The following is a 12399-nucleotide window of genomic DNA, read 5'->3' as shown; positions in this document are numbered from 1 at the left end:
CCGGCGTCGGACCCGGGGCGGGCTCGCGCCGGCGCGCGTGTTGTGGCGCGTCGGTGAGATCCGCGGGCGGTGCGTTGCCTCAAGTTGTCCACAGCCAGACGCGGTAGCTCACAGTAGTTTTCAGGGCGGCAGGCGCTATGCCCCTCAGCCGACTTTGCTCTGCAGCCACGGGCGCAACTGTCACGAAGCGTAAGCAGTGCTTCGAAGGTTGCAGAGCAAAGTCGACTGAGGTGGTCTTCCTTGGCTCGGCTATTCCGAGCGTTGCGTCCGGATTGGTTGTTATTTGTCTTGAGTGCGCGGCGTTCGCTTCGGCAGTACTGGCTAACGCACAGTGATGTCACGCTCCGTGTGCCTTGAGTGGGGCGGTTGACGCACGGCGAGGTCTGGTCGGGCGGCGGATTCCAGGTTTTCCACAGGGGTGCGGAGCGGGGTTCGCCCGGGTGCATCCGAGCACGGTCGGGCGCATCGAGGCGGGCAGCCTGACGCCGAGCCTGGCCATGCTGTCGCGCATCGTGGGCACGGCCGGCTTCCGGCTCGTGGTCGTCGACGAGGCCGGCACGGTGCTCAAGCCGATGCGTGACCGGGCCGACCTGCGTGACGGCGCGGAGCGGCGGTACCCGTCCCACCTCGACGTCGTCACCGACCCGGAGCCGGGGGAGTGGTGGGCCGACCGGTACGGGCTGGCCCGCCCGCCGGAGACCTTCTACCGCGACCGGGCGGTCCGGGACGCGCTGCGCCGCCGCAGCCAGTGGGAGGTGCGGGTGGCCAAGTACCGGAACGTGCCGCCCCCGGCCGATCCGCAGCGGTGCGGATACCGCGGCGGCCCGCCGATCCGCCCATGAGCGAATCGACGGGCCGCCGCCCGGAACACCTGTCAGTCGTCGTTCAGGATCGTCCCGACGCCGGACGGGTCGGCCAGCCGCAGGCCCGGCACACCCGCCACGTACAGCGTGAGCTTCTCGTCCGCCTCGCGCTTGCGGTCGCCGCGCACGGTGACCGGGAACGCCAGCGAGGTCTGGCCCGCGGGGAGCAGCTTGCAACCCACGTACGGGTCGTAGTCCGACCCCGCCTGGGCGGTCGTGCCGTAGGTGGTCGCGCAGATCAACGCCGGCTCGGAGAGCGGGCGGGACACGGTGACGGTGAACGTCATCGCGCGGGTGCCCTTGTCGCCCTCGGCCACCGAGGTGTCGGCCACCCGCAGCGAGGCACGCGACCGGAACCGGGCCACCTGCGGGTCGTGGTCGCTGGCGCCCCGGTCACCCAGCTCCGGCGCGTCGGTCGGATAGTCGGCGTTGATGTGCGCCGTCCGTACCTGCACCAGGTCGTCGTGCATCGGGTCGTTCACGAACAGGTTGTCCAGCGTCTGCGCCTGGCCGCTGAAGGTGTACGAGTACGCCGACGCGGGCGCGTCCGCCACCAGGTCGTCCCAGAGGTTGTGCAGCCCGGCCTCGTACAGCGGGGCGAGCTGGTCCGACGGGGTCGGGTTCTGTGCGGTGGCGATCGGGTCGTCCGGGCGGGGGAACACGTTCAGGTCGCCGCCGTAGACCACGCGGGCGTTCGGGTCGCTCGCCTCGACCGCCGCGACGATCGCGGCGCCGTACGCGGCCTGCTCGCGGCGCTGCCCGACCCGGCTGTCCGGCCCGGACGAGAAGTGGTTGGCGACCGCCCAGAGCGTGAACCGCTCGGTCGAGCCGGGCGCGGCCTTGACGGTGAACCGGGCCAGCTGGGCCGCGCGGGTGTAGACGTTGCTGCCGTCCACGCCGGTCGACCGGTCCACGTCGGCGGGCAGCACCGCGTTGAACGCCTTCGGGTTCTGCACGTCCGTGTTGGACGCGAGCGCCGCCGAGCGGTACTGGACGGTCGGCGCGGAGCCCAGCAGCGGGTCCGCGGCGGTCGCCTCGGCCAGCGTGAGCCGGTCGGTGCGGTAGAGGAACGCCGAGGCGATGCCGCGGGCGTCCGCGCCGGTGCGGTCGTACGCGGCGGCGTAGGCGGGGCCGCCGTTGGCCGCGATGGCCAGCGCCAGCTCCTGCACGGTGTCCGGCGCGCCGTCGGCGTTGTTCGTGTCACCGCACGCCAGGGCGCCGTCGACCACCGAGCAGATGTCCTGGTCCTCGGCCTCCTGCACCAGGATCAGGTCCGGGCTGTGCAGCGAGTTGACGATCTGCCGGGCCTGCGCGGCCAGCTTGGCGGCGTACGCCTCCTGGCTCGCCGGCACGTAGTCGAACGGCGGGCTGACCCCCGTACATCCGGTGTTGCCGGCGAAGTCGCAGCCGTCGAACGGGTCGTCCCGGTAGTCGTACAGGTTCTCCACGTTGTAGGTGGCGATCGCGACCTCGCTGCCGCGGTCGGCCGGCTGCGGCGGGTGGTTCGCGGCCGGGTCCGCGCCACCGGTCAGGGTGAGCTGCTCGGGCTGCACGCTGTACTTGCTGAACGCGTACGACACGGAACCGTAGGCGTCCTCGGTCAGCGTGTCGAACGTGCGCGCCTCGGGCAGCAGCGCGCGGGAGTCACCGGCGGCCGCCTTCACGCCGCCCGCTCCCAGCAGGATGCGCTGGTTGTTGCCGTTGTCGAAGAGCGTGCCGGGGATGTCGTCGAGCGGGTGCGCGTCCCGGAACACCCGGCGGGCGTACGGGTCGGACCGCTTCATGACCGGGTCCTCGCGGTCCAGCACGTAGATCTCGGAGTCGGCGGTGGAGGAGTAGATGTGCCGGGGCGCGGATACGCCGCTGCCGGCGCGTACCCGCATCCGTTCGCCCTCGTGCCGCTCCCAGTACAGGTCGGCGGCGGCCGCCTCGGCCGGCGGGACCGCGTCGTCGACCCGGACCGCGGTGTCCACGTCGAGGCCGGAGTCGAGCTTGCGGACCAGCGAGGCGCCGGAGAGCTGGGTCTGGTTGAAGTACTCGGAGACCCGGCCGCGCAGCACTACCTCGTCGCCGACGGTGGGGGCGTACCCGCCGATCAGCGTGGTGAACGAGCCCATGAAGACGAACAGCCCGTCGGAGGTGAGCGGGTCGCCGTCCTCGGTGCCGAGCCGGCTCTGCAGGTAGAAGCCCCACTGGTCGGCCCCGGCCGAGCTGCGGGTCAGCGACATGCCGGTGATGACGCCGCGCACGTCGTACAACTGGGAGCTGGTGCCGTTGCCGCTGGCCGGGGCGAGCGGCGACCGGTCGGCGCGGCCGTCCTCGTCGTCGCCGGTGCGGCCCTGCACCTCGCCGATCGACAGCACGCTGGTGGCCTGCACGGAGAGCGTGCAGGTGGCGGTGTCGCCGTCGTCGTCGGTGGCGGTCACCGTGACCGCGTAGCTGCCGGCCGGCAGGCCGGTGGCGGTCAGCGTGGCGGTGGCCGTGCCACCATCCCCGGCCGCCGGGGTGAACGCGGTACGGCTGATCGAGCCGCTCGCCGGAGCCGGCACGACGGCGGTGACCGCGAGGTCGGTGATCGTGTCGTCGGCGTCGGTCGCGGTCACCTCGCGGGTCGCGGTGGCGCCCGCCGACAGCGTCAGCGCGCCGCCGCAGGCCAGCGTCGGCGGCTGGTCGACCGGGCCGCCTCCGCCGACGGTGTGGCTGCCCAGCCCGTCGAACGTGTCGGTGGCGAAGCCGGCCCACTGCGCGGCCGGGTCGAACGGGTCCGCCGGGTCGGTGTCGCCGGCGGTCACCGAGGGCAGCCGGCGCAACGTGTTGTCGGCGGTGCTGGTGAGCCCGCTGCCCCACTCGCTGCCCGGGTCTACGCCGACCTGGCCGAGGGAGTCGACCACCGTGTCACCCTTGCGCAGCACGATCGCGTCGTCGCCGTTGAACAGCGACCCGCCGTACGTCTGGTCGGCCTGGGCGAGGATCGCGGGCGCGGCCGACGCGGCGGCGAAGACGAACACGTCCCCGGCGGCGACGGTGCCGGTCAGCGCGATGTTCGTCGACGTGCTGGCGCCGTTGAAGTAGAGCTGGAGCTGGTAGCCCGCGGCAGCCAGGTCGATCGGGGCGCCGGTGCCGTTGTACAGCTCGACGGCCTTGTTGTTGGACGACCCCTCGACGTACTCGGAAATGAGCAGGTCGGTGGGCGCGGCGCTGGCCGCGGGGGGTGCGACAGCGATCGCCGTGAGGGTGACGGCGGCGGTGGTCGCGAGCGCGGCGAGGGTGCGGCGCGGGCGCATGGGGCCTCCACGGTGGGTGGACAGGAACTAACGAACGTTAAGGGTCTCGTGGGTCCACCGTCCAGCCCTTCGGTGGCCGTCCGGTGAACGGTCAGCGGTGACTGTCCAGCCGGTGCACCAGTTCGGCGACGTCCACCCCGTACTCGCACCAGTCGCGGTCGGGGCGGTAACCCAGCTCGGCGTTGACCTTCAGCATCGACTCGTTGTCCTGCGCGTTCCAGGTCTGCACCTCGACCAGCTGGGGCTCGGCCGAGCGCAGCTCCAGCAGCATCCGCGCCTTGATGGCCCGGTCGATGCCGTAACCACGGTGGTCGTGGACGACGATCGTGTCGTACTGGTCGGCCCGGGTCGGGTGCTGCGCCGGCACCACCACCTCGGTCAGCCCGGCCACGTCCCCGGTCCGCTCGTGCAACGCCAGCACGATGTACGGCTTCATGCCGCGCCGGTGCAACGTGGCGAGACTGTCCCGCAGCCGGTCCGGGTCGTAGGAGCTGGGCCGCAGTTCCACGTCGTCGGAGTCGCGCACCTCGGCCTTGGCCCGCGCGTACGCCTCGAGCAGCTCGTCCGGCGGCCCGCCGGGCCAGAACTCCACGTGATAGCCCGCGCCCACCTCGGCGGCCATCTCGGTCAGCGCCGGCCAGTCCACCGTGCGCAGGTCGAGCACGCTGCGGGTCTCCACATAGTCGCGGGTGAAGCCCAGCGACTCGTAGAACGCCACGGCCGGGGTGTCGCCGACCACCTCCACGCCGATCGACTGGAAGCCCTCGTCCCACACCCGGCGGGCGGCCACCCGGACCAGCTCACGGCCGAGCCCGGTGCGCCGGACCGCCGGATGCACCAGCACCTCCAGTACGCCGATGCCGCCCAGCAGCAGCACGTGCACATGCCCGACGATCGCTCCGGGCGTGCCGTCCGGAGCGTCGTCCTCCTGCGCCACCCAGGAGATCCGCCGCTCGCCGGGCATCACCTCGGACAGGTACTCCCGCATGGAGCTCTCCTGCCAGGGCGGGTCCTGCGGCAGGTCGGCCGCCAGGACCGCGTTCAGCGTGTCCAGCAGGGACGCGATCTCGGCGGACGAGGCGGTCCGAGGGTTCCACTCGCGCACCATCACCCGTCTAGCTTGCCGTCAACCGCTGCCGGGGGGAAGGGTTCAGTCCGCGAATGTACGCGAGCGGTCACCTCACGTTGCGGCTGAGCCTGCCGTACTCGTCGGCCTTGTCGAAGACCGCCTGGGCGTACCGGCGCACATCGTTGTACGAGAGGATGGCCCCCCACCAGTCACCCGGGATGGTCATGTTCCGGCCGCCCTTGCACAGATACTGGCCGGCGGCCAGCGCCGCGTCGTCGATGTCGTGGGGGTTCTTCACGCCGTCGTTGTCCGCGTCGGCGCCGATCTCCTGCCAGGTGGTCGGGATGAACTGCATCGGCCCGAGCGCCCGGTCGTAGACGCGGTCGCCGTCGAGCTGCCCCTGGTCGGTGTCGAGGATCCGGGACCGGCCGCCCTGCCCGTCGAGCGGCTGCCCCTTGATCTCCGGCAGGGCCCGGCCGTCGGGCCCGAGCGTGGCGCCGTTGGCCGAGCCGTGCCCGGACTCGACGTGCCCGATGGCGGCGAGCGTGGTCCAGCTCAGCTGGCAGGCACGGTTGGTCTGGGCGAGCACCAGCTCGGCGTAGGCGTACGCCTGGAGCGCCACCACCGGGATGGCGGTGACCGCGCTGACCCGCCTCGCCCAGTCGGCGAGGGCGTCGGCGGGACGACCGGTGGGCGGTGCGACAGTCACGCCGCCGGGCAGCGGCGTTCCGGTCGGCGCGGCGGTGCCGGACAGCCCGGACGGGTCCGGGAACAGGGGCGTCGCGGCGGGCGCGGCGGTCCGCGCCACGGTCGGCTCCGGCAGGGCCTCGTCGACCGACGCCGGCCTGCCGACGGCGGCCGGCACGATCACCGCGCCGGCCGTGGTGGCGGCGCCGACCAGGGCGAGCAGGAACAGCGCCGGCAGCGTGGTCCGCCCGGCGGGGCGGCGGGACCAGGCGCGGGTGGCGCTGGCCGCGCCGACGGCGAGCTGCCGCGGGCGGGTGCGGACGGCGTGCGCGAACGGCACGCGCCGACGTCGCCCGCCGGCCGGCTGCGCGTCGTCCGCCGCCCCGGCCTTCGCCTCCGGCTTCTCGCCGGACGGGGCGCCTGCGTCAGCCTTCGTGTCCGTGTCGGCTCCGGCGGCGGGCGTGCGCCCCGGCTTCGCGTCCGGCTCGGGCTGCGGCTTCGCGCCCGGGTCCGTGCTCGGCTCGCCAGCCGTGGCGTCCGGGTCGCGGGCCGGGCCGGCGGGCGGCTTCGGGGGAATGGGGTCGCGCTCGCGGCGGGGACGCGGGACGGGCCGGGCGTCGCCGTCGGGCGGCACGGCGGGTCGCAGGGGCCGGGCCGTCGCTCGCCGTTCGCCGTCCACCACCCGTCGAGTATCACCCATCCGTGTGACGGCGTCAGGTCCGCCGTACGCTGATGTCATGCCCCGGTACGAGTTCCGTTGCCGCGCCTGCGGCGACACCTTCGAGGTCAACCGCCCGATGGCCGAGGCCGCCCAGCCGGCCACCTGCCCGCGGGGTCACGCCGACACGGTGAAGCTGCTCTCCGCTGTCGCCGTCACCGGGCGTGGTGGTTCCGGCCCGACTGGTGGGATTCCCAGCGGTGGAGGTTGCTGCGGCGGCTCCTGCGGCTGCTGAGTTTCCGCCGCTCGTCCCGCGGGTCGAACCGGCTCTTGCCGCCCGTGTGATCTTTTGGCACCTTGGGTCGGAATCCGCCCAACCGTTCTCACGATGCGTGACGGCGCGATCATAGGGCAGCATGGATCCGACGTCAGCGGGCGGAGGTTCGACGTATGTCGCCAGAACACCACCTCCCGAGCGGGTGGGTGACCTTCGTGTTCACCGACATCGAAGGTTCGACCCGGCTGGCCCGGATGCTGGGCCCGGTCTACCGGCCGGTGCTGCACGAGCATCGCCGGCTGCTGCGGGACACGCTCGCCGGCACCGACGGGGCCGAGCTGCTGACCGAGGGCGACTCGTTCTTCCTCGCGTTCCCGGACGCCGCCGCCGCGGTGCACGCCTGCCTGACCGCGCAGCGCGCGCTCGCCGGTCACGACTGGCCCAACCCGGACGCCACGCCCCGGGTCCGGATGGGACTGCACACCGGCTACGCCGAGCCGCGCGACGGCGAGTACGCCAGCCCCGAGGTGCACCGGGCCGCCCGGGTGGCCGCCGCCGCGCACGGCGGGCAGGTGCTCTGCTCGGCCGCCACCGCCAAGCACGCCGAACCGCTGCCGGACGGTGTGTCCCTGCTCGACCTCGGCCTGCACCGGCTGCGTGGCTTCGACGACCGGGAGCGGCTGTTCCAGCTCGTCGCGCCCGGTCTGGAGCGGCGTTTCCCGCGCCCGCGTACCGCCGACGCGGCGGCTCACAACCTGCCCACCCAGGTCACCTCGTTCGTCGGCCGGCAGGCCGAGCGCGCCGAGCTGGGCCGGCTGGTCGAGGCGTACCGCCTGGTGACGGTGCTCGGCGCGGGCGGCGCCGGCAAGACCCGGCTGGCCGTGGAGCTGGCCTCCGGGATCGTGGAGGACTACCCGGACGGGGTCTGGTTCGTCGACATCGCCGCGGTGACCGACCCGGGGCTCGTGGCGTTCGAGATCGCCGCCGTGCTCGGCCTCCGCCCGGAGCCCGGCCGGCCGATGCTCGACACCCTCGTCGAGTACGCGGCGCCGCGCCGGATGCTCGTGCTGCTGGACACCTGCGACGCCCAGACCGCGGCGTCGGCCGAGGTGATCAGCCGGCTGCTGGCCGGTGGCCGGGGCGTACGGGTGCTGGCGACCAGCCGGGAGTCGTTCGGCGTACCCGGTGAGGTGGTGTGGCGGATCCCGCCGCTGTCGGTGGACGAGGGGCCCGACGGTGGCAGTGACGCGGTGGCGTTGCTGCTGGACCGCACGGCGGTGGCCCGGGGCGGGCGGGCGCCGGAGGCGGCCGAGCAGGCCGACCTGCACCGGGTGGTCCGCCGCCTGGACGGGCTGCCGCTGGCCATAGAGCTGGCCGCCGCCCGGCTGCGGGTGCTCTCCGCCGGGCAGCTGGCGGAGCGGCTGGACGACATGCTGGGCACGCTCGACGCGGGACGGGAGACGGCGGAGCCGCCGCCGGTGGAGGCGGGCTGGAGCGGCAACCAGCAGGACACCGTGGACCTGGTGGCCGCGGCGACCGGTGCCGCACCGCCCACGCCGGCGACCCGCGCGGTGCAGCGCTCGGCCAGTGAGCGGCACCTGACCATCCAGGCGACCGTCACCTGGTCGTACCGGACGCTCGGCGCGCGTTCGGCCCGGCTGCTGCGCTGGATGGCGGTGTTCGCCGGACCGGTGGACCTGCCCACCGTGCAGTGGCTGCTCGGCGAGGACCCGCTCGACCCGCTCTCGGTGCTCGTGGACAAGTCGATGGTGCTGGCCGAGCCGCACGCCTCGGGCAGCACGTACCGGATGCTCGACCCGATCCGGGCGTACGCGGCCCGGCGGCTGGTCGAGGCGGGCGAGGAGCAGAGCGCCCGGGACCGGCACGTGGACTGGTGCCGGCACGCGCTGGACCGGGCGTGCCTCGGGCCGGACGGCCGTCCGGTGACGCTCTCCCTGTACGCGCTGGATCCGCTGGCCGGTGAGTTGCGGGCCGCGCTGCGCTGGTGCGCGACCGGCGGTAGCGCCCGGGCGGGGCTGCGCCTGGCCGGCGACCTGGACCAGTGGTGGCGGGAACGCGGGCTGGCCCGGGAGGGGCGGCTCTGGCTGTTCCGGCTCTACGGCCGGCTCGCCGAGACCGGTGAGGTGATGCCGGAGGCCGAGCTGGCCGCCGCGTACCACATGCATTCGCTGCACGCGGGCGCGGACGGCGAGTTCGGCGAGGAGCTGCGGTACTCGCAGCGGGCCGAGGCGGCCGCCCGGCAGTCCGGTGACCGGGGGCTGCTGGCCCGGGTGCTGGCCGGGCGCGCCGCGCCGCTCGTCGACATGGGCCAGTTCGCCGAGGCGGAGCGGGTCTGCCGCGAGGTGATCGACTGGGCGTACGCGCAGGACGTGGTCGGGGACGCGCTGCTCGCCGTCTACAACCTGGCCGAGCTGCTCTGGCGCCGGGGCGCGCTGGACGAGGCCGCCGAGGTGCTCGCCGCGGCCCGCCCGGTCGAGGCGTCGCGGCCGGCGGAGCGGGGCGGCCGTTCGGTGGACATGCTGCTCGGGATGGTGGCGCTGGCCCGGGGTGACCTGGTGGCGGCGCACGAGCACCTGCTGGTGGCGTTGCGGTCGCGGATGAGCCACGGCTACCTGGGCCGGGCCTGCGACACGATCAACGCGATAGCGGTGCGCTGCGCGCTGGCCGGGGACGCGCTCTCCGCGGCCCGGCTGTTCGGCGCGGCGCAGGCCACCCGGTCGAACCTGCGGGCCACGCCGGGGATATACGGCCCGTACTGGGCGGCCCGGCAGGCGGAGCTGCGCCGGGTGCTCGGCGACGAGGCGTTCGACGCCGCCTACGGCGCCGGGGCGGGGCTGCGGCTGGACGAGGTGGCGGCGCTGGCCCTGCATGTCGAGCACCCGGACCTGGCCGCCGACTCGCCCCGGTTCGGCGTTCCCGCGCAGGGCTCCTGGCCGGCGTTCCAGCCGCGCAGCACGGCGGGCTGAGGCGGGCGAGCCCGGGCGCGGCGGGGAGCCCGCCGTGCGGCGGACTCCCCGCGTGGTGCGTCAGGCGCGGGCGGCGGCGTGGCGTTCGGCGTCGGCCTTCATCCGGGCGGCGCGGTCGAGGTCGGCCGGGGACACGGCGGCGACCGAACCGAAGACGCTCACCGCCTGGTAGTACGTCCAGGCGAGGCTGTAGCAGGCGGGCCGGACCACCGTGTTGTACGTGGCGCAGATCCGCTTCAGGTCGGCGTAGAAGGCGTTGTCCAGGCGGGCCTTGTTGGCGGAGAAGACGCCCATCGCCTTGTGGTTGCGGTAGCCGAAGTCGTGCCGGTAGCAGGAGAGCTTGAAGTTGAAGCCGATCGGGTTGTCCGGGCTGGACGAGCAGTAGTCGGTGGACCAGTCGAAGCCGTACTCGGTCCAGGGGGACCGGTTCTGCCGGGCGCTGTTCCAGGCGTTGTAGCTGGACGCGCTGGTCTGCGTCCAGCTGGTCAGGACGGACAGCTTCTGCTGGGTGCTCACCGCGGCGGCGGCCGGTGTGGCCAGACCGAGCAGGGTGAGCAGGGCGAGTGCGCCGGCGGCGAGGGTGGTGGCGAGGCGACGGGACACGGGAACCTCCGCGTGGTGGTGGCCGGGATCTCCGGGTGTCGACAAGTGTCGATCAAAGGGGTGAGCTGGGGCGATGCCCCGGGGAACGGCTCGCTGACATCCGCCTGAACAGACGAATGCCCCCGGACCGGCGAGGCGGCCCGGGGGCATTCGGGGTGAATCAGCGGACGAAGCGCGGCGGGCTCGCCGGGCTCTCGTTCGCCAGCCGGTCCAGCGCGGTCACGTAGTAGGTGTACCGGGCGCCGTCGGCCGCCGTGGTGTCCACCCAGGACTGCACGGCGCCGTCGGTGGCCCGCACGGTGCCGACCAGGTGCGAGGCGTCGGCGAAGTCGCAGCGCCCGGCCAGGCCGTGCCCGTCGAACCGGTAGATCGCGTACGACGCGGCGGTGCCGAGCGGGCCCTTGCCGTCGGCCGGCTGACGCCAGCTCAGGCGTACCCCGTCCGCCTCCCGCTGGGCCTTGGTGACCACCGGGAACAGCAGCGGCTTGCGCGGCAGGTGCGTCATGGTGGGCACCAGCGCGGGGCGGGAGTAGTGCTCGGCGGCGTAGATGTCGGTGGCGCCGAGCCGGTTCGCCCGTACCTGCACCGCGGAGAAGTGCACGTTGCCGAGCACCTCCGGGTACGACCGGTTGAGCGTCAGGTGGTTCGACAGCTCCTGCGGGTTCATCCAGAACGACCCGTACGCCGGGTCACCGCTCTTGTAGTCGGCCTGGCCGATGTAGAGCTGGACCCGCGTGCCGCGCACCTGCTCGGCCCACCACGGCACGAGCCGGGCGTAGTCCGCGGCCGGGTACTGGCCGATGTACCAGTAGAGCTGCGGCACGATGTAGTCGATCCACTCCTCCTTGACCCACTTGCGGGAGTCGGCGGAGATGATGTCGTACGACTGCGAGCCGGTGGTGTCCGAGCCGTTCGGGTCGGCCGACGCGTTGCGCCAGATGCCGAACGGGCTGACGCCGAACTTCACCCACGGCTTGACCGCCTTGATCTTGGCGTTCATCTCCTGGATCAGCAGGTTGATGTTGTCCCGCCGCCAGTCGGCCTTGTCCGTGAAGCCCCTGTTGTACGCCGCGAACGTGGCGTCGTCGGGCACCTGGTGGGTGCCGCTCGGGTACGGGTAGAAGTAGTCGTCGAAGTGCACGCCGTCGATGTCGTACCGCTTGACCGCGTCCATCATCGCGGTCTGGACGAACTCGCGGACCTCGGGGACGCCGGGGTTGTAGTAGAGCCGGCTGCCGGCGACGCCGGCGGGCGGGTAGGCGAAGACCCAGTCGGGGTGCTGGCGGGCCGGGCTGTCCGGGGCCAGTTGCGACAGGTCGGCGCCGGCGCCGCCGGGGGCGGGCATGGAGACGCGGTACGGGTTGAACCAGGCGTGGAACTCCAGGTTGCGCTTGTGCGACTCGTCGACCAGGAAGGCCAGCGGGTCCCAGCCGGGGTTCTTGCCGCGTACTCCGGTCAGGTACTCCGACCACGGCTCGTACGGCGAGGGCCAGAACGCGTCGGCGGTCGGGCGGACCTGGACCACGACGGCGTTGTGGTTGAGCTTCTGGGCCAGGTCGAGCCAGGCCAGGTATTCGGCCTTCTGCTTGGCCACCTGGTCCGGCGCGGTCCAGGAGTCCTTTGTGGGCCAGTCGATGTTCGTCACCGAGGCGATCCACATGGCCCGGAACTGGCGCTTGGGGGTGGCCGGGTCGGTGACGCAGTCGGTGGAGGGGGAAGTGGCGGTGCTGGTGTCGTCGGGTGCGGCCTGCGCCGGCGTGCCGGCGACCAGCGCGCTGAGCAGCGCCGCGGCCAGCGCGGCGGCTCCGAGCCGAGTTGCCTTCATGCGGTGCGGTCCCTTCGTCGGGTCCGGGGGGACGGTCGGCGGCGGGGTTGCGGCAAGATTCGCCGCACTGCCCACGCCTCCGGTAGGAAACTTTCATCTATCCGTGCCCGGCGCAAGACCTTGACCGGTGATCGATGTCCCGCGCC

8 protein-coding genes are annotated in these 12399 nt (G+C 73.3%); 3 read left to right on the top strand and 5 right to left on the bottom strand.

Annotation, left to right across the window (positions count from 1 at the left end; all coding sequences use genetic code 11):
- Positions 1–440: 440 nt before the first annotated feature.
- The gene (locus tag J3R08_RS28305) at positions 441–842 is read left to right on the top strand and encodes an XRE family transcriptional regulator (protein WP_245254827.1); all 402 of its coding nucleotides are present in this window, start codon (positions 441–443) and stop codon (positions 840–842) included.
- 32 nt (positions 843–874) lie between these two features.
- Here the strand turns inward: J3R08_RS28305 and J3R08_RS28300 are convergent, their stop codons facing one another.
- The 3 genes from J3R08_RS28300 to J3R08_RS28290 all read right to left on the bottom strand — a co-directional run bounded on the left by J3R08_RS28300 (position 875) and on the right by J3R08_RS28290 (position 6603).
- On the bottom strand, positions 875–4147 hold the full coding sequence (locus tag J3R08_RS28300) for a lamin tail domain-containing protein (protein WP_209963365.1): 3273 nt from the start codon (positions 4145–4147) through the stop codon (positions 875–877).
- Between the two features lie 91 nt (positions 4148–4238).
- Positions 4239–5255 (bottom strand): GNAT family N-acetyltransferase, encoded by a 1017-nt coding sequence (locus tag J3R08_RS28295; RefSeq protein WP_043328100.1) that lies wholly within the window; start codon positions 5253–5255, stop codon positions 4239–4241.
- A gap of 67 nt (positions 5256–5322) precedes the next feature.
- The gene (locus J3R08_RS28290; protein ID WP_245254826.1) at positions 5323–6603 is read right to left on the bottom strand and encodes a lytic transglycosylase domain-containing protein; all 1281 of its coding nucleotides are present in this window, start codon (positions 6601–6603) and stop codon (positions 5323–5325) included.
- A 37-nt stretch (positions 6604–6640) separates the two neighbouring features.
- Between J3R08_RS28290 and J3R08_RS28285 the strand changes: the two genes are divergently transcribed.
- The gene (locus tag J3R08_RS28285) at positions 6641–6856 is read left to right on the top strand and encodes a zinc ribbon domain-containing protein (protein ID WP_043328103.1); all 216 of its coding nucleotides are present in this window, start codon (positions 6641–6643) and stop codon (positions 6854–6856) included.
- A 155-nt stretch (positions 6857–7011) separates the two neighbouring features.
- Positions 7012–9825: an adenylate/guanylate cyclase domain-containing protein gene (locus J3R08_RS28280; RefSeq protein ID WP_069087771.1), complete on the top strand. Its 2814-nt coding sequence runs from the start codon at positions 7012–7014 to the stop codon at positions 9823–9825.
- Between the two features lie 60 nt (positions 9826–9885).
- On the opposite strand, the gene J3R08_RS28275 is transcribed toward J3R08_RS28280, so the two are convergent.
- Both J3R08_RS28275 and J3R08_RS28270 read right to left on the bottom strand, forming a co-directional pair.
- Entirely contained in the window at positions 9886–10428 is a 543-nt protein-coding gene (locus J3R08_RS28275) for a phospholipase (protein WP_209963363.1), read from the bottom strand.
- 160 nt (positions 10429–10588) lie between these two features.
- On the bottom strand, positions 10589–12253 hold the full coding sequence (locus tag J3R08_RS28270) for a glycoside hydrolase family 10 protein (protein ID WP_113973490.1): 1665 nt from the start codon (positions 12251–12253) through the stop codon (positions 10589–10591).
- Positions 12254–12399: the final 146 nt, after the last annotated feature.

Source organism: Micromonospora sp. HB375 (assembly GCF_017872985.1).
In the GTDB taxonomy this organism is placed as follows: Bacteria; Actinomycetota; Actinomycetes; order Mycobacteriales; family Micromonosporaceae; genus Micromonospora; species Micromonospora chalcea.
This window is presented reverse-complemented; position numbering and strand designations above follow the sequence as displayed.